General features: G+C 60.7%; 21 protein-coding genes, 2 tRNA genes and 1 pseudogene. 14 read left to right on the top strand and 10 right to left on the bottom strand.

From position 1 onward, the window contains the following. Positions 1 to 108 precede the first annotated feature (108 nt). Positions 109 to 1,287 carry a TMEM43 family protein gene (locus AX760_RS16315; protein ID WP_071833976.1) on the bottom strand — a complete coding sequence of 393 codons (1,179 nt, stop codon included), beginning with the start codon at positions 1,285 to 1,287 and terminating at the stop codon, positions 109 to 111. A 285-nt stretch (positions 1,288 to 1,572) separates the two neighbouring features. Continuing rightward, positions 1,573 to 2,586, bottom strand: a complete 1,014-nt coding sequence (locus tag AX760_RS16320) for an NAD-dependent epimerase (protein WP_071833977.1) — start codon at positions 2,584 to 2,586, stop codon at positions 1,573 to 1,575. 268 nt (positions 2,587 to 2,854) lie between these two features. Between AX760_RS16320 and AX760_RS16325 the strand changes: the two genes are divergently transcribed. Then, positions 2,855 to 4,030, top strand: coding sequence for an acyltransferase family protein (locus AX760_RS16325; protein ID WP_071833978.1), 1,176 nt, complete (start codon positions 2,855 to 2,857; stop codon positions 4,028 to 4,030). Between the two features lie 42 nt (positions 4,031 to 4,072). On the opposite strand, the gene AX760_RS16330 is transcribed toward AX760_RS16325, so the two are convergent. Next, positions 4,073 to 4,148: transfer RNA gene (locus AX760_RS16330), tRNA-Ala, on the bottom strand. Positions 4,149 to 4,350: 202 nt separating this feature from the next. After that, entirely contained in the window at positions 4,351 to 4,737 is a 387-nt protein-coding gene (locus AX760_RS16335; protein WP_071833979.1) for a TIGR02300 family protein, read from the bottom strand. Positions 4,738 to 5,106: 369 nt separating this feature from the next. Here AX760_RS16335 and cmk point away from each other — a divergent pair, with 369 nt between their 5' ends. Together cmk and rpsA are read left to right on the top strand one after the other, a co-directional pair. After that, complete coding sequence (gene cmk / locus AX760_RS16340; protein WP_071833980.1) at positions 5,107 to 5,739, top strand: (d)CMP kinase; 633 nt, start codon at positions 5,107 to 5,109, stop codon at positions 5,737 to 5,739. Between the two features lie 126 nt (positions 5,740 to 5,865). Beyond that, a complete protein-coding gene (gene rpsA, locus AX760_RS16345; protein WP_071833981.1) occupies positions 5,866 to 7,569 on the top strand; it encodes a 30S ribosomal protein S1 in 1,704 nt (567 codons plus the stop codon). Positions 7,570 to 7,640: 71 nt separating this feature from the next. Here rpsA and AX760_RS16350 read toward each other — a convergent pair whose 3' ends face one another. Further along, positions 7,641 to 9,557, bottom strand: a complete 1,917-nt coding sequence (locus tag AX760_RS16350) for a hypothetical protein (RefSeq protein WP_139276503.1) — start codon at positions 9,555 to 9,557, stop codon at positions 7,641 to 7,643. Between the two features lie 354 nt (positions 9,558 to 9,911). Here AX760_RS16350 and AX760_RS16355 point away from each other — a divergent pair, with 354 nt between their 5' ends. From AX760_RS16355 to AX760_RS16380, 6 genes and pseudogenes are all read left to right on the top strand, one after another. After that, positions 9,912 to 11,294 (top strand): nicotinate phosphoribosyltransferase, encoded by a 1,383-nt coding sequence (locus AX760_RS16355; protein WP_071833983.1) that lies wholly within the window; start codon positions 9,912 to 9,914, stop codon positions 11,292 to 11,294. A 472-nt stretch (positions 11,295 to 11,766) separates the two neighbouring features. Further along, complete coding sequence (locus tag AX760_RS16360; RefSeq protein WP_071833984.1) at positions 11,767 to 12,345, top strand: TRAP transporter small permease; 579 nt, start codon at positions 11,767 to 11,769, stop codon at positions 12,343 to 12,345. A 10-nt stretch (positions 12,346 to 12,355) separates the two neighbouring features. Next, the gene (locus AX760_RS16365) at positions 12,356 to 13,636 is read left to right on the top strand and encodes a TRAP transporter large permease (RefSeq protein ID WP_071833985.1); all 1,281 of its coding nucleotides are present in this window, start codon (positions 12,356 to 12,358) and stop codon (positions 13,634 to 13,636) included. A 73-nt stretch (positions 13,637 to 13,709) separates the two neighbouring features. Further along, on the top strand, positions 13,710 to 14,726 hold the full coding sequence (locus AX760_RS16370; protein WP_071833986.1) for a TRAP transporter substrate-binding protein: 1,017 nt from the start codon (positions 13,710 to 13,712) through the stop codon (positions 14,724 to 14,726). A gap of 81 nt (positions 14,727 to 14,807) precedes the next feature. Further along, a complete protein-coding gene (locus AX760_RS16375) occupies positions 14,808 to 15,689 on the top strand; it encodes a shikimate dehydrogenase (protein WP_071833987.1) in 882 nt (293 codons plus the stop codon). A 27-nt stretch (positions 15,690 to 15,716) separates the two neighbouring features. Beyond that, positions 15,717 to 17,607 (top strand): annotated as a pseudogene (locus AX760_RS16380) (bifunctional sugar phosphate isomerase/epimerase/4-hydroxyphenylpyruvate dioxygenase family protein). A gap of 19 nt (positions 17,608 to 17,626) precedes the next feature. Here AX760_RS16380 and AX760_RS16385 read toward each other — a convergent pair. After that, the gene (locus tag AX760_RS16385) at positions 17,627 to 18,661 is read right to left on the bottom strand and encodes a hydroxyacid dehydrogenase (protein ID WP_071833988.1); all 1,035 of its coding nucleotides are present in this window, start codon (positions 18,659 to 18,661) and stop codon (positions 17,627 to 17,629) included. 92 nt (positions 18,662 to 18,753) lie between these two features. Next, positions 18,754 to 19,047, bottom strand: a complete 294-nt coding sequence (locus tag AX760_RS16390) for a hypothetical protein (RefSeq protein ID WP_071833989.1) — start codon at positions 19,045 to 19,047, stop codon at positions 18,754 to 18,756. A 127-nt stretch (positions 19,048 to 19,174) separates the two neighbouring features. Here AX760_RS16390 and AX760_RS16395 point away from each other — a divergent pair, with 127 nt between their 5' ends. The 3 genes from AX760_RS16395 to AX760_RS16405 all read left to right on the top strand — a co-directional run bounded on the left by AX760_RS16395 (position 19,175) and on the right by AX760_RS16405 (position 22,065). Further along, positions 19,175 to 19,801 carry a ribonuclease D gene (locus tag AX760_RS16395; RefSeq protein ID WP_071833990.1) on the top strand — a complete coding sequence of 209 codons (627 nt, stop codon included), beginning with the start codon at positions 19,175 to 19,177 and terminating at the stop codon, positions 19,799 to 19,801. Between the two features lie 9 nt (positions 19,802 to 19,810). After that, positions 19,811 to 20,677, top strand: coding sequence for a DUF817 domain-containing protein (locus AX760_RS16400; RefSeq protein WP_071833991.1), 867 nt, complete (start codon positions 19,811 to 19,813; stop codon positions 20,675 to 20,677). An 83-nt stretch (positions 20,678 to 20,760) separates the two neighbouring features. Then, positions 20,761 to 22,065 carry a hypothetical protein gene (locus AX760_RS16405; RefSeq protein ID WP_071833992.1) on the top strand — a complete coding sequence of 435 codons (1,305 nt, stop codon included), beginning with the start codon at positions 20,761 to 20,763 and terminating at the stop codon, positions 22,063 to 22,065. 95 nt (positions 22,066 to 22,160) lie between these two features. Here the strand turns inward: AX760_RS16405 and AX760_RS16410 are convergent, their stop codons facing one another. Both AX760_RS16410 and AX760_RS16415 read right to left on the bottom strand, forming a co-directional pair. Then, positions 22,161 to 22,886 carry a hypothetical protein gene (locus tag AX760_RS16410; RefSeq protein ID WP_083531216.1) on the bottom strand — a complete coding sequence of 242 codons (726 nt, stop codon included), beginning with the start codon at positions 22,884 to 22,886 and terminating at the stop codon, positions 22,161 to 22,163. Between the two features lie 203 nt (positions 22,887 to 23,089). After that, a tRNA-Leu gene (locus AX760_RS16415) sits at positions 23,090 to 23,176 on the bottom strand. 475 nt (positions 23,177 to 23,651) lie between these two features. Here AX760_RS16415 and AX760_RS16420 point away from each other — a divergent pair. Continuing rightward, entirely contained in the window at positions 23,652 to 24,029 is a 378-nt protein-coding gene (locus AX760_RS16420; RefSeq protein WP_071833994.1) for a BA14K family protein, read from the top strand. 92 nt (positions 24,030 to 24,121) lie between these two features. Here AX760_RS16420 and AX760_RS16425 read toward each other — a convergent pair whose 3' ends face one another. Next, positions 24,122 to 24,403, bottom strand: a complete 282-nt coding sequence (locus AX760_RS16425) for an Rdx family protein (RefSeq protein ID WP_071833995.1) — start codon at positions 24,401 to 24,403, stop codon at positions 24,122 to 24,124. Positions 24,404 to 24,581: 178 nt separating this feature from the next. On the opposite strand from AX760_RS16425, the gene AX760_RS16430 reads away from it, so the two are divergent. Beyond that, positions 24,582 to 25,031: a DoxX family protein gene (locus tag AX760_RS16430; protein ID WP_071833996.1), complete on the top strand. Its 450-nt coding sequence runs from the start codon at positions 24,582 to 24,584 to the stop codon at positions 25,029 to 25,031. Positions 25,032 to 25,039: the final 8 nt, after the last annotated feature.

Raw genomic sequence — 25,039 nt, forward strand, 5'->3', positions numbered from 1 at the left:
GATGCCTGAAGCTTCCGGTTTGAGGGCGACAACGTGCTGTTCTATCCGGGGGTGGACCACGAAACCCGCGCAACTGGCTGTCCGTTGCGCGGGAAATGCTGGCTCGGATCAGGCGGCGGTTGCCGGTGCTGGCACTGGGGTTGCGCGATGGCGCCTCAGATAAAGGATCGCCGCCGCGAGCAGCGCACCGACGGCGATAATGGCGATCGCCAGAAGCGGCCGATAGGCGATCCATGCGATGGCAATGACCAGCGGCCCGAGCAGCAGGGTCAGGATCAGGGCAATTGCCGACGTGCCGAAGCCGACGATCGAGCCGACGAAGGGAATGACATCGGCAAGGATGCGAAGGATCGACAGCATCATGGCAAAGCCGATGAACATGCCGACCAGTCCGCCAACGCGAACGAGCCATGTAATCATCGTGTTTTCGCTCTGTGCCGTCTCGAACATTTCGGCGGAGGAGGCGTTGCCGGCAGCGCTGAGGAACAGCGAGCGCCCGTTCGATGCCTTGTATTCGCCCAGCGTCGTCGCCTTCTGCGCGCCAACGAAGCTCGCCTGTGTGACGTCCTGCCGGGTGAAGCTGATCCGCAGGTCGCCGATTGCCGGGTTCTGGCGGTTCTGCGAGACATAGACGGTGACTCCATCGGCATTGACCGGCCTGTCGGTGCCAAGCGCTGCACGGATGCGCGCAATCGCGTCCGGGGTCAGTTTTACGGCGCTGTCCTCTCCCAGGTTCGCAACGGCCGCGCCATCCACGGTGAAGGCGCCGATCGTGGCGCTTTCAACTGTGAAGCGCTCGTTTTCGAAGGGCATTTGCGGGTTCTGATGGCCGTCCTGTATCCGGAAATCGGAGGAATCGACCTGGCTCGAACGCCAGGTCTTGCGGTAGCTGTAGGTGGTCACGGTCTCTTCGCCGCCGCCCAGCTTGGTTTCCGTCTTGCTCTCGCTCTGCTGCTCCCACTGGAACATCTCGACCTTACGCTCGATGCCCGCGGCGCCGTCCGCCGCAACGCCGAACATCGGATCCTCCGGCGTGCCGTCGGGTTTGACGGGGCCGGAAACATGGATGAGCTTGCCCTCATTGGCCGGATCGATGGCGCCGTTGTCGACCGAAACGACGATCCCTGCCCCTTCCGCAAGCGCCCTGTAGGTCTGCACCGAGCGACCCTCGTTCCACGACAGGAGCCAGATCATTCCCAGCACCAGCAGCGGGCCGATCAAAAGGCCGACAAGGCCGCTCTTCAGGCGCGAAAACCAGGAGGTCGTTGTCGTCTCGGTAAAGCTCATAATATGTCCCCAATGGTTCCCGTCTAACAGAACGGGTGATGTCGCCAGCTTATTCACGTCGTGCTGTGCTATCAGAAAATAAGCAAAACTGAATAGACAGCCTGTCCCGGGAGGTAAAAACAATCGGGACGGATGTCGTTTTTCTGCCGGCGTGTTGCGCTCAGCACCACCGTGCGGCTCTCCGCCGAATGCCCGGCCGCGACCTTCAGCCCCGCTGCACAATCCGTCAGTGCGCGATCAGGTCTGGTATCCGGCTGCGTCCTTGCGAAAGGTGCAGTCTCTCCGTCAGGCCGCGGTCATTTCCGCGCGGTACCAGTCGACGAAGCGCTTGACACCGTCCTCGACGGAAATCGTCGGCGTGAAGCCGGTCAGCGCCTGCAGCAGGTCGGGGGCGGCAAAGGTACGCGGAACGTCGCCCTGCTGCATCGGCAGCATGACACGGATGGCCGCCTTGCCAACGGCAGCCTCTACCGTTTCGACAAACCGCATCAATTCAACCGGTTGCCCGCCGCCGATATTGACGATGCGAAACGGCGCATGCCGCGACAGTGTATCGCCGAAAGTGTCGGCGACCGCGCGATTGTCCGGCGCAGGAACCACCTGCATCAGCCGGACGATGGCTTCGACGAGATCGTCGATATAGGTGAAATCGCGGCTCATCCGGCCTTCGCCATAGATCTCGATGGGCCGCCCGTTCAAAATCGCATCGACGAATTTGAACAACGCCATGTCGGGGCGCCCCCAGGGGCCGTAGACCGTGAAGAACCGGAAGGCGGTCGTCGGGATCTGGTGCAGATGCGCATAGCTGTGCGCCATCAGTTCCATCGATTTTTTCGTTGCCGCATAGATCGTCATCGGCTCGTCGGCGCGGTCGGTCTCGGCGAAGGGCACCTTTTCATTGGCGCCGTAGATCGACGATGTCGAGGCGAGCAGCAGGTGCTGCGGCTTCAGCTTGTGCGCCAGTTCAAGCACGTTCCACGAACCGGTGAGGTTGGAATCGACGTAGGCCTTTGGGTTTTCCAAGCTGTAGCGAACGCCCGCCTGCGCCGCCAGATGCACGATCACATCCGGCTCGCCAAGCTCTGCCGCCCGGTCCAGCGCGTCCTTGTCCTCGAGCATGCCGATGACGGGCCTAAAGCCGTTGGAGCGTGCAAGGATGGCGTGCCGCCGCTGCTTCAGCCGAATATCGTAATAGGGCGTCATGCCGTCAAAGCCGGTGACGAAATGGCCGTCGTCGAGCAGTCGCTTTGCCAGATGGAAACCGATGAAACCTGCCGTTCCCGTAATCAGATAGCGCACGTCCGCTCCTTGATGCTCAGCCTGCGCGTTCCGTCTGGTTTGTCAGGCACCCGTCTTTTGGCGATATCACATGCCAAACGCAAGGGATTTGCTGGACAAGCGCTGCGTCTGCCGACGGAATGAACCGCTCCGCATGAGGAAACCAAAGTCGTGCTGGTGGAGGATTGGTGGAGACAGGCGGGATCGGAGCTACCCGTGCTTACCTTTCGTTGAATAATACACCGTAGGTTGCGGGCATTGATGCGGTGTGAAGATTGCGGAGAATGCCATGAAGAGCTTTGGAGCGATGCTGGTTATTTATGGGGGCTTTGGCCCCGGCTTCAATTTCGTGCGTATTGCGCTGGCTTTTTCCATTGTTTTCTACCACGTTCTTACAAATTCCGGCCACTGGGCGTTGGCGCATGGCCCAGTGCTGTGGTTCTTGGAATACAGCTTGGTGCCGATGTTTTTTGCATTGAGCGGCTTTCTGATTACCGGAAGTGCCCAGCGTCTCAGTCTGGAGAATTTCCTGCTTAATCGTGCACTGCGCATCGTTCCAGCGCTTGCGGTCGATATTCTCGTCTGCGCCTTCATCATCGGTCCAGCCGTCACCACGCTGTCGCTTGGCGATTATTTCACCGATGCAGGCTTCTACTCTTATATGCTGAACATAATCGGCTTAGTGCATTTTCAACTGCCAGGCGTCTTCACGGACCTGCCGATGCCGCAGGTCAACGGTGCGCTGTGGACCATTCCCTGGGAGATCAACTGCTACATTGTCATGTCGGTCTTGATGCTGACCAGAATGGTGCGCCGCGCAGAAGCGACCGTGCTACTTCTGGCGATCTTCATCGTCGCGGGCCTTGCAATCGAGCATTTCGGGCCCGCTGAGACCGGTGACGGTATCCATGTGCTTTTTGTTGGACGTGGCGCCCAGCTTATCACGCCTTTCCTGTGCGGGGTCCTTGCTTATCAGTTGCGCAACAGAATCCCCATGACAAGACTACTGTTTGTTGTCTGTCTCTCCATTGCACTTGCGGCGATGGTCCTTCTCGATACGAACGCAACCGAAAGTGTCGCAAGCCGCCTGATTGTGATGCCTGTCCTGACCTACATCACCATTTACGCAGGTCTGACGCGGCTGCCACTTCCGAAGATAGTGGAGGGCGGCGATTATTCCTATGGCGTCTATCTCTATCACGTACCCTTGATACAACTCGCCATCCTGCTCGGGCCGCCTGTCCTTGTCGGGACGGCACTCGGTATCGTCGTGTTGACAGTGCTGGTGAGCGCCACGGTCCTCTGCGTCGCCGCAGGCTCCTGGCACTTGATCGAGAAGCCGATCCTGTCTCTGAGGAAGCGGTATTCGCTGGCAGGCAGAATGATCGGACACAGCGGTCGCTCCGGCCTGACATCAGACCAATCAGGCGCCAAGTCCAAAGTTGAGCCGCAGAAAGCAACGTAGAAAAAAACCTACTGCTTCGAATATTGGCAGGAAAAAGGAGTTTGGTGGAGCTAAGCGGGATCGAACCGCTGACCTCTTGCATGCCATGCAAGCGCTCTCCCAGCTGAGCTATAGCCCCATAACGGGTCCGGCAAGGCCGGTTTCCGGGAAGTCCGCTTCGGCTGTTCGCCTTGGCGGGTGGCGGCTTAATACTTCCGCTTCCGGAAGATGGCAAGCCTTAAAAAGACGACCGCGACGATTTTATTACAAGACCGCGGATGCGGCTTCCGCTTTGCCGTGAAATCGGCACGCGGAAGCCATTCTCAAGATTTTCGAGGCGGTTAAACCTCGTCGTCGTCGTCCGAAACGCCGATCAGGTCGCTCAGTTCGTCATCATCGTCATCTTCGTCGGCTTCGAGAAAGGTGTCGTCATCATCGGCATCGATCTCGACATCGTCGTCGCCCAGATCCGGGATGTCGTCGCCGCTGGCTTCGCCATCGGCTTCTTCCAGCGAAACAAGTTCGACTTCAGTGTTCTCGGTATCGACTTCTGCGACTTCCTCTTCCTCGGCCTTTTCAAGAACCTTGGCGACCGATGTCTCTTCGAAATAAGACAGCGGATAGGATTTGCCGGTATAGGGGGAAACGATCGGATCCTTGTTCAGGTCGTAGAACTTACGGCCTGTCTCCGGATCGATGCGCTTTGTTCCAAGTTGCGGTTTTGCCACGCTTCAAAGCCTCTTGAATGGCCGGTGGAACCGGCATTTGCCGGTTTCCCGGCGGTTGAAGGGTAAAAGAATTAGCCGGTCCCCATAATCGTCTTGTCCCGCTCTGTCAAAGGCTAACTTGGTGGCGGGGCGGCCAGCCCCTTGTTTGCCGGCCAAGATGGCCGTTATGCCACGTAAAGACCCCGCCGGGCGACTATCGCCGCCTCAGACAATTACAATTGCATGGCCTGCACGCTGTGCCTGGAAACTGGGGGCCTGGAAACTGGGGGCCTGGAAACTGGGGGCCTGGAAACTGGGGGCCTGGAAACTGGGGCTTGAACTTCACGGCGCGGACTGGTTTAGAGGCCGCTTCAGACTACCGGAGGTTCCATGACGTTCATCATCGCCATCGACGGACCCGCTGCAGCGGGCAAGGGCACGCTGTCGCGCCGGATTGCGGAGGAATATGGCCTCCATCATCTCGATACGGGCCTCACCTACCGGGCAACGGCCAGGGCGCTGCTGGATGCCGGCTTGCCGCTTGATGACGAGCTGGTGGCCGAGGGCGTGGCGCGCGATGTCGAACTGGCCGGGCTCGATCGCTCGGTTCTGTCTCAGCACTCGGTCGGCGAGGCGGCTTCGAAGATTGCGGTGATGCCGGCCGTGCGTCGGGCGCTGGTCGAGGCGCAGCGGGCATTTTCGGTGCGCGAACCCGGCACGGTGCTGGATGGCCGCGATATCGGCACGGTCGTCTGCCCCGATGCGCCGGTGAAGCTCTATGTCACGGCATCGGCCGAAGTCCGGGCCCGAAGGCGCTTCGATGAGATCGTCGCAAACGGTGTTCCTGCCGATTTTCTCGAGATCCTCGCCGATATCGTCAAGCGCGACGAGCGCGACATGGGCCGGGCAGACAGTCCTTTGCGCCCCGCCCCCGATGCACACTTGCTAGATACCTCCGAAATGAGTATAGAGGCGGCGTTCCAGGCGGCGCGCATGATTATCGACGCTGCCCGAAACAAATAAGCATTCGCATGTTCCGTCCCCGCGCCGGCTTGGCTCCTCCTCACGGAGAGAGCGGATGGACCATCGGATTTGATCAACACCAGCCACCGGCGCCTGTGCCCCTCGCGGCACACACCAGGAGTTTTAATGTCTGAAGCAAACCCTACCCGCGATGATTTTGCAGCCCTGCTGCAGGAATCCTTTGCAACCCACGATCTCGCCGAAGGCTACGTTACCAAGGGTATCGTGACGGCGATCGAAAAGGATGTCGCGATTGTTGACGTCGGCCTCAAGGTCGAAGGCCGCATTGCGCTGAAGGAATTCGGCACCAAGGGCAAGGACGGAACGCTGAAGGTCGGCGACGAAGTCGAAGTCTATGTCGAGCGCATCGAAAATGCGATGGGCGAAGCCGTTCTGTCGCGCGAGAAGGCTCGCCGCGAGGAAAGCTGGATCCGTCTCGAAGTCAAGTTCGAAGCCGGCGAGCGCGTTGAAGGCGTTATCTTCAACCAGGTCAAGGGCGGCTTCACGGTCGATCTCGACGGCGCTGTTGCCTTCCTTCCGCGTTCGCAGGTCGACATTCGCCCGATCCGCGACGTCACCCCGCTGATGCACAACCCGCAGCCCTTCGAAATCCTCAAGATGGACAAGCGTCGCGGCAACATCGTCGTTTCGCGTCGTACGGTTCTCGAAGAATCGCGTGCCGAGCAGCGTTCGGAAATCGTCCAGAACCTCGAAGAAGGCCAGGTTGTTGACGGCGTCGTCAAGAACATCACCGATTACGGTGCGTTCGTTGACCTCGGCGGCATCGACGGCCTGCTGCACGTGACCGACATGGCATGGCGCCGCGTCAACCATCCTTCGGAAATCCTGAACATTGGCCAGCAGGTCAAGGTGCAGATCATCCGCATCAACCAGGAAACCCACCGCATCTCGCTCGGCATGAAGCAGCTCGAGTCGGATCCTTGGGATGGCATCGGTGCCAAGTACCCGGATGGCAAGAAGATCTCCGGTACCGTCACCAACATCACAGACTACGGTGCATTCGTAGAGCTGGAGCCGGGCATCGAAGGCCTGATCCACATCTCCGAAATGTCCTGGACCAAGAAGAACGTCCATCCCGGCAAGATCCTGTCCACGACACAGGATGTTGACGTGGTCGTTCTCGAAGTCGATCCGACCAAGCGCCGCATCTCGCTCGGCCTCAAGCAGACGCTCGAGAATCCGTGGCAGGCCTTCGCGCACAGCCACCCGGCTGGCACGGAAGTTGAAGGCGAAGTCAAGAACAAGACCGAATTCGGCCTGTTCATTGGTCTCGACGGCGATGTCGACGGCATGGTTCACCTGTCGGATCTCGACTGGAACCGTCCGGGCGAACAGGTCATCGAAGAGTTCAACAAGGGCGACATGGTCAAGGCCGTCGTTCTGGATGTTGACGTCGACAAGGAGCGCATCTCGCTCGGCATCAAGCAGCTCGGCAAGGATGCGGTCGGCGACGCCGCTGCTTCCGGCGACCTGCGCAAGAATGCCGTCGTTTCCTGCGAAGTCATTGCCGTCAATGACGGTGGCATCGAAGTGAAGCTCGTCAACCACGAAGACATCATCTCGTTCATCCGTCGCGCCGACCTGTCGCGTGACCGTGACGAGCAGCGTCCGGAGCGGTTCTCGGTTGGCCAGGTTGTTGACGCCCGCGTCACCAACTTCTCCAAGAAGGATCGCAAGGTCATGCTTTCGATCAAGGCGCTGGAAATCGCCGAAGAGAAGGAAGCCGTCGCACAGTTCGGTTCGTCCGATTCGGGCGCTTCGCTCGGCGACATCCTGGGTGCTGCCCTGAAGAGCCGCAACAACGATTGATCGTTGATCGACTGAAATGAAAAAGCCCGCGGGAAGCTATTCCCGCGGGCTTTTGTTTGCCTGGAGGGTGATCAGCCAAGACCACCCATGCGCATGTAGACGGCATAGGCATCCTGCGCCGTGTCGTCATCGTCCGTTGTGGCTTCAGGCTCCGATGGAGCAGCGTGCTGTTCGTCATCGTCGGCAGTGGCGGGATCCTCGTCCTGTTCCTCTCCGTCGGTCGCTTCGCCGTCGTCCGATACCTGTTCCTCTTCCATCTGTTCGGCAAACAGCGCGTTGTCGATTTTTGCTGGCAGATAGGGGATGATGGCAAAGGGAATGGCGTCGCGCCCGGCCATGCCTTCGACAAGACGGTTGTGCAGCAAGGGGTCACGCAGCGCGTCGTCCGGCTTTGCCAGGGATGCCCAGGCCGGTCGGGTTTCGCTTCCGTCTTCGGTGCCGGCATCGGCCAGCGTCACCCAGCTGTCGATTTCGTCGGAAAGTTCCGCCGTCCAGCCGGCCGTGCTTTCGATGGCCGCGGCATCCAGCATGGTCTCAAGCCCCGGCATATCATGCAATGGAATGCCTGCAGCCAATCCGGCAGAAGCGCTGGTCATCATCTGGCGCGGCAATGCTGTGGTCTCCCACTGAGCCCCATCGGGGAATGGCAGCGTGTTCTGGACCAGTCCTTTGAGGGTTTCGGCGAGAATGCGCGCCGGCTTTTCAGCGGGCCGATCCACAGAGGGCGAGAGATTTTTCGCCCTCTGTGGATCGCCGGTTTGGTTGTCGGAACCTTCATCGCCGGTGGAATGCCCGTCCGGTTGCACGCGTCGAACCTGCTCCTCATTGCCCTTTGACGGTATCCGCGCGTCTGCTTCGTCGGGCATGGCCGTCGCCTCGCTGCGCTGGCCGGATATCGTGGCAGATGGCTTTTCGTCGCGTGTTTCTGTCGCCTGCTGCTCCGCCGTTGTTGCCTGGTTTTCGCCGTCGTCTTTGGATGCGACCGTCGGCCCCGCTTCGATGTCTATGTCAATGTCGGGTTGCAGGCCTGCCTCGGCTTCGGCGCTGGTGGCATGGCCAGCGTCCGGTGATGCTTCCTCGCCGGGTTGCGCTGCAAACGTCATCTCGACCTGTGGGTCAATCTCGCCCTGTGCAATCGCGGAAACGAGCGAAAGGGCCTCAGGGTCTGCGGCGAGGAAGGCGGCAGCGGCGCGCAGTTGCGGTATCGCGTCCGTTGTCGTTGCCGGTCTTGGTGCCGCCAAAGTGGCGGTCTGCTGCGTCAGTCCTGTCCTGGGAGCATTGTCGCGCGGCCGCCTGGACGGTGCTGAAGCTTCGGTCTCGCTCTTGCCGTCATCCGTGTCCGCAGCCTGTGCTGAACCAGCCTGTTCCGTTTCGGCACCGAAGGTTTCGCGCAGAACGGCCTGCAGCAGGGCTGCTTCCACCGGCGCGCCGAACATCCGAGGTGCGGAGCCGGCCGTCAGGGTTGCCAGATGCTGCGCCGGCAGCGCAGGCTGGGGCAGGGGCGAGCGAGCCTGTTGCGCGATGTCGGTGCGGGCGGGATTTGTGAGGACGACGGAAGTCTGAAACTGTGCCCGCAGGCTGCCGGCATCCAGGCGCGCCGGATGGTTCAGGGCTTGCGCCAGAACCCGAACCTGGAGCGCAAGGGTCCGCTGGCCAAGCTGTTTTTCCAGAACAGCCCGGGCCTCGGGAGGCAGTTTTTCGAGAAAACCGGCAAGCCGCTGGCCGAAATCATGCGTCGTTTCCTGCGGCAGGGGCGGGAATTTCAGGATACGCGCCAGCGTCTCCATCAGCTTGACCAGCGCTTCCCGCGGAAGAACCTCGCTGCCGTTCAGATGGCGGCCAAGCGTCTCGAGAATCTTGAGAATGGCATCCGCGCGGGGGCCGGAGATGGAGTGCGCGAGGGCATTCAGGCTGTGCCGGGGCTGGCTTGCCTCTTGCGGGATCGCCTGTGCCGTCTGGGCCGGCACGCGGGCTGTGAGAATGGGCATCAGCATCGCAATCTCCTTCAGCTCATCCGTCGAGGGTCCCGCCGGGATCGGCTGTTGCCAGCCAGGTTCAAAGATCGTCCTGCGACCCGACACGCGGGAAAGCGGACGTAGAACTGCCATGTCGGTGAATGGGGCGCTTCATGCGCTGCCCGGCGGCATCGGTGCCGGACCAGACTGCGTGTCGCACGGACGCAGTCAGCGGACGCGCGTGATTGTCATAAGACTAGCGTGAAATGATTGACGGAATATTAACCATGGACGGGAATTCTTTGCGGCTTTATGGGTCACGGCTGGTGGCGTACATCTGATCTCGGCTGCAATGCTTCGGACTGTATTGCCTTCGGGAGAAATGTGATGAACCTGACGAACCTGATCCTGAACACTGACAGCTACAAGTTCAGCCACTTCCTGCAATACCCGCCTGATACCAGAGGGATTTCCGCCTATATCGAGGCCCGCGGGCAGGCCGATCAGCCGGACGTCGTGTTCTTCGGACTTCAGATGTTCCTCAAGGCGTATCTGTCCCGACCGCTGACCATGGCGGATGTCGACGAGGCCGAGCCGATCGTTCTTGCCCACGGGCTGCCGTTCAACCGGGCCGGCTGGGAACGCATCGTCACTGTGTTTGGCGGGCTGCTTCCGCTCGACATACAGGCCCTGCCGGAGGGCACGCTGGTGCGCCGCGGTGTGCCCATGGTGCAGGTGGTCAACACCGACCCGCAATCCGCCTGGCTGACCACGTTTGTCGAGACGGCCCTTTTGCGCGCGGTCTGGTATCCATCGTCGGTCGCCAGCAATGTCCGCAAGATCAAGCAGATCATCCGTCCGTTTCTCGAAAAGACCTGCGACCATCCCGAAGCGTCACTGCCCTTCCGCCTTCATGATTTCGGTGCCCGTGGCGCAGGCTCGCTGGAGCAGGCAGGGCTTGGTGGCGCTGCCCATCTCGTGCATTTCATGGGTACGGACACGATGACGGGCGTGCTTTATGCGCGCCGCTATTATGGTGCGAAGATGGCTGGATTCTCGATCCCTGCCTCGGAACATTCGACCATGACCGCCTGGGGCATCGAGCGCGAGCCGGAAGCCTATGGCCACATGATCGACAACTTCGCCAAAGGCGGCACGTTTGCGGTGGTGTCCGACAGCTATGACATTGACTATGCCGTCTCGGAGATCTGGGGCAAGCAGCTGCGCGAAAAGCTCAAGGCAAGCGGCGGCACCGTGATCATCCGTCCGGACAGCGGCGATCCGATCGAAACGCCGGTCCATGTCATCAAGCAGCTCGACTATCAATTCGGTTCGAAGCTCAATGCCAAGGGCTATAAGGTCCTCCATCCCAGCGTTCGCGTCATTCAGGGCGATGGTATCTCGACCTCCGATATCAGCCTCATCCTTGGCCGCATGGAGGCCTTCGGCCTTTCCGCCGAGAACATCGCCTTCGGCATGGGATCGGCGCTGCTGCAAAAGGTCAACCGCGATACCTATTCCTTCGCGATGAAGGCCAATGCCCGGCGGGATGACACAGGCACCTGGCACGACGTCTACAAGCGCCCGGCGACCATGAACCTCAAGGCCTCCAAGGCTGGCCGCCAGGCGGTGGTCAAGGGGCTTTCCGGACTGGAGGCTGCACGGCTCGACGACCTTGGCGACCGGCGCAACTACCTGGCCACAGTCTGGAAAGATGGTGTGCTCCTGAAGGACCTGACCTTCGACGACATTCGCCTCCGCGCCCTTTAACACCAGGGCGCGCCTCCGGCCGGGGCAACCCGCGTGTTGACCATCAAGACCCGTTGCACATTCTGCCGGCGCGCATGACGCTGCGGCAAACCTAGCCGGCTGGCCTGATCGCCCGGTGGACGATGTCGTGTGTCGCCGGGGTCGCGGATACCAGCCGTCTCGGCTGCGACCCGCGAGCAGAGTGCTGTCCAGCCTTCGCGTCGGTTCATCCCTTACATCGCTGTTTTCGCTCATAAATCACCCCGACACGGACATGCGCGCCCAGTGCTTTCGGCTGCCTCGGCTCTGCCTTCTCGCCCAGCAAGGTCTGCTTTCCACAGTAGCCCGCTTGACTTTCGAACTGGTTCGTACATTTTAACGACAGTCGATTTGCCGAGGAGGGCGCATCGACTGGCGGATGGCTGCGATGCAACAGCATGGCCATGCGCCGGCAGACGCAACAGCCGAAGCCCAACCCGCTGGAGGAGACCGGATGACGCGGATCATCGATTTCTATTTTTTCGCCCTGAAGGTGATGATTGCGCTTTTGCTCGCTGGCATGGTTGTGCTGGTCTTCGGCAATGTCGTGCTGCGCTATGCCTTCAACCAGGGCATCACCGCCTCGGAAGAACTGTCGCGCATCTTCTTTGTCTGGCTGACCTTTCTGGGGGCTGTGGTGGCGATGCGCGAGCATGGCCATCTCGGTATCGATTCGCTGGTGAAGCGCCTGCCGAAGAGCGTCGCCAGGGCCGCCGTTCTGGCAGGCTACGGTCTGATGCTCTTTGCCACCTGGCTGCTGATCAGTGGCAGCTGGACACAGATGCTGATCAATCTGGGAACGACCATGCCGGCGACCGGCCTGTCCATGGGTCTTCTTTACGCAGCCGGGATCGCCTTCGGTGTTCCGACCTTCCTGATCATCCTCGCGGATGCCTTCGCCGTGATCACGGGCCGCGTCGATGTCACGACGGCCGAATTTGTTCGCGATAGCGAGGAACAGGCCAGCCATCCGGGCAGCCCGGCACTATCGACGACACCCGTTGTGACGACACACCATGAGCGCAAGGTCTGAGGAAAAAACAATGACGTTGACGATTTTCCTCGGTGCATTGCTCGGTCCCATGGCGCTCGGCGTCCCGATCGCCTTCGCCCTGATCCTGAGCGGTATCGCTTTGATGCTGTTCATGGGGCTTTTCGACGCACAGATCGTGGCGCAGAACGTGCTCAACGGCGCCGACAGTTTTCCCTTGATGGCCGTGCCCTTCTTCATGCTGGCCGGCGAAGTGATGAACACCGGCGGCCTGTCGCGACGCATCATCAATCTTGCCATGGTCATGGTGGGCCATGTTCGCGGCGGTCTTGGCTTCGTTGCGATCTTTGCAGCCTGCATCATGGCCAGCCTGTCCGGCTCTGCCGTGGCGGATGCAGCCGCGCTCGGTGCGCTGCTTTTGCCGATGATGCTGAAATCAGGGCATGATCCGGCGCGCGCCGGTGGCCTCATCGCCTCCGCATCGATCATCGGCCCGATCATCCCGCCCTCCATCGGTTTCATCCTGTATGGGGTTGTGGGCGGTGTTTCCATCACCAAGCTGTTTCTGGCGGGCATCGTACCCGGCCTGATGATTGGCATGGCCCTCTGCCTCACCTGGCTTCTCGTGGCCCGCAAGGAAAAGCTGGTGCTTCCACCGCGCGAGAGCGGCGCCGTGCGCCTCAAGGCCCTCAAGGAGAGTCTCTGGGCGCTGATGCTGCCGGTCATCATCCTGGTCGGCCTGAAATTCGGCGTCTTCACGCCGACGGAAGCGGGCGTTGTTGCTGCCGTCTATTCGCTTTTCGTCGCCATGGTCGTCTATCGCGAATTGCCGGTCTCAAGGCTTTTCGAGGTGTTCGTCGCGGCCGCGAAAATCACCGCCGTGGTGATGTTCCTTGTTGCCTGTGCGTCCGTCTCCGCCTGGCTGATCACCGTGGCCGACGTGCCGGGCGCGCTCGTCGACCTGATCGAACCGCTGATGGACAACCAGACGCTGCTTCTGCTTGCCATCATGGCGATCGTCATTGTCGTTGGCACGGCCATGGACATGACGCCGACCATCCTGATCATGACGCCTGTGCTGATGCCGGTCATCAAGCAGGCTGGCATCGATCCGGTCTATTTCGGCGTGCTCTTCATTATCAACAATTCGATTGGATTGATCACACCGCCTGTCGGCACCGTGCTGAACGTCATCTGCGGTGTCTCGAAGCTATCCCTGGGCGATCTGACGAAGGGTGTGATGCCCTTCCTGATCGCCGAAGTGATCGTTCTTTTTCTGCTTGTTCTGTTTCCGCAACTGGTGACCGCACCTGCGGCCTTTTTCGGACATTGAACCTGAACCGCCTCTTTCAGGGCAAGACAGCAACCGGCCGGCAGGAGAAACCGGCCCACTACGGGAGGACTATATGCTGAAAAAACTTTTAAACCTGGCGATGGGCATCGCGGTACCGATGGCGCTTCTGACGGCCGGTCCGGCATGGGCCGAAATTCGCGAGCATACGCTCAAGTTTGCCGCGGCGAACAACAAGGGCCACCCGCAGGTCACCGGCATGGAAAAATTCTCCGAGCTGGTCAAGGAAAAGAGCGGCGGCAAGATCGATGTGAAGCTGTTCCCTGGCGGCGTGCTCGGCGGCGACGTGCAGACCATTTCGGCGCTGCAGGGTGGCGTCATCGAGATGACCGTGCTGAATGCCGGCATTCTCGCCAGCAACGTCAAGCCCTTCGGTGCGGTCGACCTGCCGTTTCTTTTCAACAGCGGCGAGGAAGCCGACAAGGTCATGGACGGCGCCTTCGGCACGGGCCTGATGGATCTGCTGCCCGATACCGGCCTGGTCGGTCTTGGTTACTGGGAGCTCGGTTTCCGCAATCTCACCAACAACCGCCGTGCGGTAACCAAGCTGGAGGATATCGGCGGCCTGAAGATCCGCACGATCCAGTCGCCGATCCCGATCGAGCTGTTCAACAGCCTCGGCGCCAATGCGGTGCCGCTGCCCTATACGGAGCTTTACACGGCGCTGGAAACGGGCACTGTTGACGGCCAGGAAAATCCGGCGGCCAATATCCTGAACGCCAAGTTTTTCGAAGTGCAGAAATATATGACGGTGACCCGTCACCAGTACAATCCGCAGATCGTGCTGATCAGCAAGACATTCTGGGACGGCCTCAACGACGAGGAAAAAGCCGTGTTCCAGGCGGCGGCGAGCGAGGCACGCGACTACCAGCGCACGGTTTCGCGCGAGGCAGACGCCAAGGCGATCGAGGAGATCAAGGCAACCGGCATGGAAGTTACCGAACTCAGCCCCGAGGAAACCCAGAAGCTGCGGGATGCCGTCAAGCCGCTGATCGAAAAGTTCAGTGCCGAAATCGGCGCGGAGACCGTCGCACAGCTGATGAAGGAACTCTCTGCCGTTCGCGGCCAGTAAATAAGCGGCCCGGCCCGCGAAAGCGGGCCTGGCCTTCTTCTGCCAGCAGAGCCGCAAGCCAGCAAGAGCATGGAAAGACAGATGACGGATACAATCCTGGAACAGATGAAAGCGGGCCTGAAGCCCCTGAAGGCCGGATTGATCGGTTCGGGAATCCAGGCCTCCCTGACGCCGGCCATGCACATGCAGGAAGGGGCAGCTCAAGGGCTCGCCTATGACTACGAACTGATCGACATGCACCCAAGGGGCGCAACCGTATCCGACCTGCCGCGGCTCCTCAAAGAGGCGGAGGAGAGGGGACTGTGCGGCCTGAACATCACGCATCCGTGCAAGCAGGTCGTCATCGACTATCTCGACGACCTCTCGCCCGAGGCGCGATCGCTGGGTGCCGTCAACACCGTCGTGCTCCAGAAAGGCCGGCGGCATGGACACAACACCGACTGGTGGGGCTTTGCCGAGAGTTTCAAGCGCGGCCTGCCCGATGCCGACCTGAACTGTGCCATCCAGCTGGGTGCCGGTGGGGCTGGCGTTGCAACGGCCTATGCCATCCTGTCGCTGGGTCTTAAGCGGCTTTTTGTCTTCGATCGCGAGCAGGATCGCGCCGAAGCACTGGCCGAAACCATGTCGGCATTGTTTCCGCAGGCCGTGATTTCCGCCGGAACGGATCTGGCCTCCGCGATGGCTGCTGCATCGGGCCTGATCCATGCGACGCCCACCGGCATGGCCAAATATCCGGGCATACCGCTTTCGCCGGATCTGCTCGAACCAAGGCACTGGGTGTGCGAGATCGTTTATTTTCCGCTTGAGACCGCACTTCTTGCGCAGGCGAAACAGCGCGGCTGCCGAACGCTCGACGGTGGCGGCATGGCGGTTTTCCAGGCGGTGGGGGCGTTTGGCCTGTTTACCGGGCATCCGCCGGATGCGGCACGGATGCTGAAGCATTTCAAGACCATGACGCGCTGAAACGAGACCCGCAGGAAGGACGACAGGATGAAAACCTCGATTGCCACCGTCTCGCTGAGCGGCGACCTGCGCGACAAGCTCGATGCCATCGCCAAGGCTGGCTTCGATGGCGTCGAAATCTTCGAGAACGACTTCCTGGTGTTTGATGAAAGCCCGCGACAGGTCGGCCGTATGGTTCGCGACTTCGGGCTGGAGATTACCCTTTTCCAGCCGTTTCGGGATTTCGAGGGCATGCCGGACGGGTTGCGTGCCCGCACGTTCGATAGGGCCGAGCGCAAATTCGACCTGATGCAGGAAATGGGCACCGACCTCGTTCTGGTCTGCTCCAACGTCTCGCCGGCCGCACTGGGCGGTCTTGATCGTGCCGCTGCCGATTTTCATGAGCTTGGCGAGCGGGCCGCGAAACGCGGGCTGCGGGTGGGCTATGAGGCGCTCGCCTGGGGGCGTCACATCAACGATCACCGCGACGCCTGGGAAATTGTCCGGCGCGTCGATCATCCGAATATCGGGCTCATCCTCGACAGCTTCCACACGCTGTCGCGCAAGATCGACGTCAATTCGATCCGCTCCATTCCCAAGGAAAAGATCTTCATCATCCAGCTCGCCGATGCGCCGCTGATCGACATGGACCTGCTCTACTGGAGCCGGCATTTCCGCAACATGCCCGGCGAGGGTGACCTCCCGGTGCTGGATTTCATGAATGCGGTCGCCGCCACCGGTTATGACGGCTATCTTTCTCTGGAAATCTTCAACGACCAGTTTCGTGGCGGCTCGCCCACTGCGATCGCCGTCGATGGCCGTCGGTCGCTCGTCTACCTCGGCGATCAGGTGAAGCGCGCCGTCCCGGAAAGCCGGCTGATGACAAAGGACATGCCGCCGCGTGCCCGGGTAGACACGGTCGCCTTCATCGAATTCGCGATCGACGAGACCGAAGCGCCGCACCTCGACATTCTGTTGCGGTGTCTCGGCTTTGCCGTGGCGGCCAGGCACAAGACGAAAAATGTCGTGCGCTACCGGCAAGGGCGACATCAACATCGTCGTCAATATGGACGAGCGCGGCTTTGCCAGCGCGTCCTATCTCGTGCACGGCGCGTCCGCCTATGCGATGGGTTTGATGGTCGATGATGCCAATGCCGCCGTCGAGCGGGCAGTGGCGCTCGGCGCCGAACGCTTCGAGCAGCCGGCGGGTCCCGGCGAGACCCAGATGCCGGCGATCCGCGGTGTCGGCGGCGGCGTCATCTATTTCCTCGATGCGTCCGCCGTACTGGCAAGCATATGGGACGCGGAATTCGTTCCGGTCGAGATGACATCCGGACCCGCCGATGCCGGACTGCAGTCCATCGATCATGTTGCGCAGAGCATGCGCTATGAGGAGCTTTTGACCTGGCTCCTGTTCTACACGGCGATCCTCGATACACGCAAAACGCCGATGGTCGATATCATCGATCCCTCCGGGGTGATCCGCAGCCAGGTGGTCGAAAACGCAAAGGGCTCGTTGCGCATCACCATGAACGGCGCGGAAAACCGCAACACGCTGGCCGGCCATTTCATTGCCGAAACCTTCGGCTCCGGCATCCAGCATCTGGCTTTCGCCACAGACGATATCTTTGCAACCGCTAAGGCGCTCGCCGAAAACGGCTTCGTGCCGCTTTCGATCTCACCGAACTACTATGACGATCTCGAGGCTCGTTTCGGCCTGGAACCGGAGCTGACGGAGCGCCTGAAGGCCCATAACATTCTCTACGACCGCGACGAGCATGGCGATTATTTCCAGCTCTACAGCCCGACCTATGGCGAAGGCTTCTTTTTCGAGATCGTCGAGCGCCGGGGGTATCGCGGCTATGGGGCGGCAAACGCCATCTTCCGGATCGCGGCGTTGCGCAAGCACCTGCGGCCCGCGGGCATGCCGCGCACCTGATGTTGCGTGCCGGCTGGGTTCAGTTGACGCTGACCGGCTTCGAGCGCATCCGCGAAACGGTTTCGCGCTCGGCCCGCTTGCACCGCATCGGCGGCAGGTTGCGGTCCATCAGGTCCATGTCTTCCAACACCATGTCGCCCATCTTCTTGAAGGCGCTGTCGAGCGCGCCGGCCCGGTGGGCGGAGCGCAGGAAGCCATTCAGCGAACGGACGGGATGGTCGAGCGACAGGGGTTCCTGCGGGTAGACGTCGCTTGCCGCAACGATATGCCCACTTTCGACCGCCGCCATCAGGGCCTCGAAGTCGACGACATTGGCGCGGCTGAGCAGAATGAAGGCCGCCCCCGGCCGCATCGCTGCAAAGGCCTGCGCCCCGAGAAAACCTTCATTCTCGCTGGTGACGGCAGCCACCACGAAAAGGAAGTCGCTCGTGGCCAGCACATCCTCGAGCGTCGCCGGCTGGACGCCATTGTCGATCAGGATCGAGGCCGGCATCCAGGGGTCATAGACCTTGATCTTTGTGCGGAAGCCGGAAAGCACCCGGTTCAGCGCCTTGCCGAGATCGCCGAAGCCGATGATGCCGACATTCGAACCGGACAGCAGCCGGGCCTTCGCGTTTCCATCGCCGCCCCAGAGTTCCCGTCCATGGCGGAAATCGACATCCGCATCGACGATGCCGCGGGCGATGTTGAGCGCCATGGCAAGGCCGAGTTCTGCGACCGGTTCGGCAAAGACCTGCCCGGTGGTGACGACATGGATGCCGCGCGCAAACAGCACGTCATAGGGCATGTTGTTGATGAGGTTGCTCTCGACATTGAGGATCGCCCGAAGTTGCGGCATGCGCTCCAGCGTGTTGTGATCGAGCGGCGGCTGGCCAATGATGAAGCGGGCCTGCGAGAGTACGTCGTCACCCAGCGCGGCAATAGCATCGGGATCGGCCTCGATGATGCGATATCTCGCCTCCAGGGCGACGCGGGCTTGCGGCGTGAAGATCAGATCGAGCGTGCGCGGTTCCGGTGCGCTGATGACCAGTGGCCTGTCGATTTCAGTGGTCACGCTTCGTTCCTCCCTTCGCCACGAAGATGCACCTCCGCTGGCCTCTTTCCCGTGTTCTATGGCGTGACGCAGCATTTTGCAAAGGCGCAGAGTTAATAGTTGAGGCCGCGTTTCTGGCGCTCCAGCGAAGGCGGTGGCTGGTTGCTCAGGATGCTCAGCCCGCCCTGCCGGCAGGAGTAGGCGTAGGTGTAGCGAGGACCGTTGGTCGGCTCCGCCCATTTGTTCCTCCGGACGAGCACCTGCTCGCAAACACGGGATTGGCGGGCTTCGATTTCTTCCGGCGTTTGCACACCCGGAAGATCCGTGTAGGCCAACACCTGTCCCGGCAGGACAAGCACCATGGCAAGAGCCGAAAGGGAAAGTTTCCTGCGGATTTCGAGGGGCATCAGGCTGGTCTCTCCGCGACGGCAAGCCTTGAAAGGGCCGCATCGCTGCGTTTCAAAAGTTCGGTATCGTAACGCCTGGACATGCGGTATAGCGCAGCCAGCACTCGAGGTTGATGTGGGGATTTCAATGGCAAATGCAATACGGCTTCACGACGGCGATATATCGACAGCGGATGCCGGGCGCTATACCGGCGCCATCGCCATCGATACGGAAACGCTCGGCCTTGTTCCACGCCGCGACCGGCTCTGCCTCGTCCAGCTTTCGCCCGGCGATGGTACAGCCGACGTGATCCGCATCGCCCGTAACCAGAGCCAGGCGCCAAACCTGACCGCCATGCTGGAAGACCCGGCGCGCCAGAAGATCTTCCATTTCGGCCGTTTCGACATCGCCGTGCTCTTCCACACCTTCGGTGTTACGACCAACCCGGTGTTCTGCACCAAGATCGCCTCGCGGCTGACCCGCACTTATACCGAACGCCACGGCCTCAAGGACAATCTGAAGGAACTGCTGGAGATCGACATTTCCAAGCAGCAGCAATCGTCCGACTGGGCCGCGGAAAAACTGTCGCAGGCACAACTGGAATATGCCGCCTCCGATGTCCTGCACCTGCATGCCCTGCGCGAAAAGCTGACGACACGGCTGATCCGCGACGGCCGGCTCGATCATGCCGATGCCTGCTTTGCCTTCCTGCCGACCCGCTCGAAGCTCGACCTGCTCGGCTGGGACGAAACCGACATCTTCGCCCATAGCTGATTGCGCGCCATGAGCGAAGAGCGCACTGCACATCCCACCGGCCCGGCGCTCGAACCGCTGCGATTGGCGATCCGCAGGGTTCTGTCCCGCCTGCCGCCAGGCCTTTCGGAATTCATCCTGTTCGGTCTCAAGCAGGCTTGGGCCTGCCTTTTTGGCGCCCTTGTGCTGTTCCTCATCATTGCGACCAAGCTCGTGTGGCAGCCGGACTGGGCGATCAACCGTTACGACGCCCTGTTTGTTGCTGCGCTGTCGATTCAGGTCGTCTTCCTCTATCTGAAGATGGAAAGCTGGGACGAGGCCAAGGTCATCCTGATCTATCATGTCGTCGGCACCCTGATGGAGATCTTCAAGGTCCATATGGGCTCCTGGATCTATCCCGAGGATGCCCTCATCCGGATTGCCGGCGTGCCCTTGTTTTCCGGTTTCATGTATGCCGCCGTCGGCAGCTACATGGCGCGCGCCATCCGCATCTTCGACATGCGCTTCACCCGCTACCCGCCATTCCCCCTGACGGCGCTGCTGGCGATCGGCATCTATCTGAATTTCTACACGCATCACTATATCGTTGATCTTCGCCTCGGCCTGTTCCTTGCGACCATCGTGCTGTTCGGACGCGTTCGCATCTATTTCACCGTCGAGAAAAAGCCGCGCTGGATGCCCCTGGTTCTCGCAGCCTTGTTGACCAGCGTGTTTCTCTGGATCGCCGAGAACATCGGAACGGCGACCGGCATCTGGCTATATCCGGGACAGACGGACTGGCACATGGTGTCGCTGCAGAAGCTCGGGTCCTGGTATCTGCTTCTCTATGTCAGCTTCGTATTGGTGACGATCGTCTGCAAGCCGCAGCCGCCAGACATGCAAGAACCCCCCCGCTAAATCTGGGCCACACGGTTAAGTAGCGGTTAACGGGTGTGTTCTATCGTTCGCATACGCCTTTTATCAACGCCGGAAGACCGTCGATGAACATCACCTCTCTGCAAGCCGGCGGCGGCGTTGCCACCTCGCTCGTCCAGTCCCTGCTGAATGATATCGAGAAGCGCCGGCTGGAAGAAGAAGAGAAGGCCAGGGGCAAAAAAGACGACAAGATCCTCAAGGCCAAGGTGGCTTCCGATGACGTCGCCCGGACCGCCAATGCAAAGATCAACGAGCATTTCTTCGGCGCGCTGCAACGCGACGAGAACCCCCTGGCGACGTTGATTGCGCGCTTCACCGCCGTCATGGGCGTGACGCAGGACGTCGACGAATCCGCCCTCGATTTTGGCACGCGTCTGGAGGACGCGCTGTATCTCGCCGACTACGTGACGAAAACCGACATTGATGGAAAGCCGATGGACATCGGGCTTTCCACCTTCCGTGTCACCGTCGGTGACATCACGGCTGCGCTCGATGGATCCGCCAAGACGCCGACGGCCGAAGCGTCCTTCCTGGCGCGTTTCGTCACCCGGAATGGCCTGGAGCAGGTATCCGGCGAAGAGGATGCCGATTATAGCCTGCGCATAAAGCAAGCCTTGACCGCGGCCCGCCAGGACGTGCCCAACAGTGTGGCCGAGGTGGAAAACCGCACAGGGCTGAGTGCGCTTGGCATCAGTGCCGCCGAGATGATCGAGGCGATCAAGCGGCCCTATGGTGATGTTGCACAGGCCATCAAGACCATGCTGGCCGACAAGGCGGCAGAAGACAAAACGCTCACCAGCGAAACCACCAAGGTGCTGCAGCGCCTGGAACAGATCGCCGACCCGAAGACCGAGGAAGAGCTGAAGCTCGAGCAACTGGAAAAGGACCCGACCCGCGTCGAGGATGCCGAAACACGCAAGGAGCGTGAAGACGACATCCAGACGCTGGAAGCGGCCGACAAGCTCGAAGACATCGAAAAGCTGCAGGAAGCGCTCAAGGAAGGCAACGACGCCGCGACGGAGGGCAAGGTAACAGAGGGTGTCGCCGGACCGGATGCGGTTGCCGCGGCACTCGAGACGATCCAGCTTCTCGCTGCCGGTGCCGAAGTGGCCCAGACCGAAGCCGAAGCGGATGCGGAAGCCACCGTCGGCGGTACAGGCAGCGGCATCCCTTCCACGGCTGCAGAAGACGGCACTGGCGCGCCCGCCACGCAAGAGGAGACCCGGCAGGCCCAACTGGTCACCCTTGCCCGCGCCGGTCAGGGATCGCAGGCGGAGGTCGACAATGCGTCTGCCCAACAGGAAATCTTTGCCGTCGGTATCGACGAGGATGGGCTCTACGACTATCTCGCGCGCCGCAAGGCAGCCTGATCCCTGATCCCTCTCGAAGATCGTCGCTTCACGCGCTGTGCTGGCTTCAAAGCCGGCGCTGATCGCGGCAGCGGATATTGAAAATTGCCGGCTGCCTACATCCTGTAGAGATACAGCCTGGTCTTCCTGCCATCCGCGACATCCTTGATCCCGGTCGGTTCCTGCCCAGGCACGGCAAAACTGTTGCTGACGAACAGCGTACCCGGCCGCATTTCCGCTTTCGCTTTCGCAAACATGCGTGGCATCGGAACCGGCGAGAGAAAGCAGTAGACGATGTCATGGGCGGCAAGATCCTCGTCCCAGATGCTTTTGTAGATGACCTGCGCATTGGCCCGGGCGGCGAACAGGAGGCGGATCCTCGAGGCGAGGAACACCAGAGGCGCCGTTTCAAGACCGATGGCGCGAAGACCCGGATGCGCACCCGCGAGAGCGGTGACCACGCCGCCCATGCCGCTTCCGAGGTCGACGAAGGTTTTCGCGTTTTCCGCCGTCACCAGGTCGCCCAACGCCTTCCATGTCCGACGATTGGTCAGATAGAGCGGCACCTGTTCGGAAGCGCTGTTCCAGTAGATCAGCAGGCAAAAGACGAGTGCGGCCGGATAGACCCAGGACGGCACACTCGAATTATAGGCGATGGCAAGGGGCAGCAGAAACTGGATCGGTATCCACAGCAGGGACAAACCGACGATCCGACCGATTGCCGCAGCGGCCACCCCCTGAAGGACAAGGATCAGGGGCGCGCCGGGCAGGATGCCGGACGGCAACAGGTAAAGGCAGCCGAGCGCCAGCCCCTGCGACAGAAGAACCTTGATCCAGGGCAAAAGTTGCTGACGCAGAATGGTCTTGGCCTCCGCAACGGTGTCATGCGCTCCAGCGCACGGCAGGATTGATACCGGTCCATTCCGTATCCTTGTTCATCCGCAACAGGCAAGACAGGTGCCTGAACGTCAGACAAGAAAAAAGCCCGGAGAACCGGGCTTTTTAGGTGTTTCCGGACCGTCTGAAACGGTCTGAAACGGGAATTTGGTGCCCAGAAGAGGACTCGAACCTCCACACCCTTTCGAGTACCAGCACCTGAAGCTGGCGCGTCTACCAATTCCGCCATCTGGGCGACGGACCGGGGTGTAAGGGGCGCTTGGCCGGGTGTCAACAGCGATTCTGAAGTTTTTGCGTCAGGCACGGAAAAAATCATGTAGAGCCCGTCTTCCTTGGCCGAAAGCGCGTGCCAAGCCGCTGATCTGCCAAGGTGTTTTCCGGTAGACGACTGCGGGCCTTGGCTATGTTGTGGCTGTTTCTGAAGTGGCAAGCCGGTGCGATGGGCCGTTCAACCATCGACAAATGCCCCCTATGCAACAGATTTATCTGCGCCGCTCCTTACGGTGCCCCCGGCTGTTTTTGAAAAGACCTGGGTGACTCTCGGGGCGGAGTGGCGCATTCTGGGCATGCAGCGGCCAAAGCTGCCGCGCCGGATGTCCCGCATCGTTACAAAACGTGATCGCCGGCCATGAATAGAACTGAAATATCGAACGTTATGTACATCAGGGACACAATCGAAAAACCCTTTTGGGAGAAGTGAGGAGACAAAAATGACGAGATTGCGCAATTTCGTTGTCGGCTGCGCTCTTTCTGCAGCGTCGATGATCACAAGCATTGCCCCAGCGACAGCCGTGCCGCTGTCGGTGCCCGATATCAAGATCGAGCGGCAGGCCGATGTCCAGAAGGTCTGGCACAATGGTCGCCGGCATTATAACCGCGATCGTTATTACGGACGCCGCCACCACAGACCGGGCTTCAGCGTCTATATTGCGCCGCGTCCCGTCTACCGGGACCGCTATGTACGGCGCGGAGGCTATAATGCCCATGTGAACTGGTGCCTGCAGCGCTATCGCTCCTATGACCCGGGCAGCAACCGCTTCCTGGCCTATGGCGGCAACTACAAGGTTTGCCGTTCGCCGTATCGGTAAGCGCTAACGGCTAAAACTTCCATCGGAAGAGCAGAGACAGCGGGGCATGCCCCGCTGTTTTCAGTGGTGAGGGTAACAAGCGCATGCTTGCGTCAGTTGCGATCGGTATGCCCGAGATCGCGCTGTGGATCGATCAGGTCACGGATCTTCTGCTTGAGGTCCTTCGGTCCGGGAAAGCCGCCATCGCGCTTGCGCTCCCAGACGAGCACATCGTCGAGCCTGATTTCGAAATTACCGCCGGTCGCCGGAATGAGCGCGACTTCACCGATGCTGTCCGGGAAGGTCGAGAGCAGTTCCTGCGCCATCCATGCGGACCGCATCAGCCAGTGGCATTGGGTGCAGTAGAGAATGGAGATTCTGGGTTTTTCGCTCATGACGCTCGTCCGTTGCCTGTTTCCGGGTTGAGTTTAGAGCCCGCTCCGCATGGCGGCAACCTGGGCGCTCACAATAATGTTAACTAAAGTTATCATGTTTTATGTGCGGGGATCTTGCGCTGGCTCGGAGGGGCGGCAACAGAGTTGCTGCACTGCAAACGTCCAACAAGGATTGCCCATGACAGAAATCACCGCCACCCCCCCCCGCGCCATCTTCCCGTCCCTGCAAAAGCTCTACATGCCCTTCGACACGCTCGCGGAAACGCTGTTGCGTGTCATGGCCGGCCTCCTGCTCGTCACCCACGGCTATGGCAAGATCATGGACCCCTTCGGGACGGTCGGCATGGTCGAGGGGCTGGGTTTCTATCCGGGTGTCTTCTGGTCGCCCCTCCTGGCCGCGACCGAATTTTTCGGCGGCATCCTGGTTGCGATCGGCCTGTTCACGCGCCCGGCGGCCTTCGCCTCGATGATCGTGCTTCTGGTCACCGTGTATTTTCACGGCGTCGTGCTGGATCAGGGCCTTGGCGGTTCGGAAAAGTCCATTCTCTGGGCTGCGATCTTCCTGTTCTTCGCGGTCCGCGGCTCGAATGCCCAGTCTGTCGATGCCAAGCTCGGCAAGCAGATCTGAAGCGCGCA

The sequence above is a fragment of the Pararhizobium antarcticum genome, from assembly GCF_001885585.1.
In the GTDB taxonomy this organism is placed as follows: Bacteria; Pseudomonadota; Alphaproteobacteria; order Rhizobiales; family Rhizobiaceae; genus Pararhizobium; species Pararhizobium antarcticum.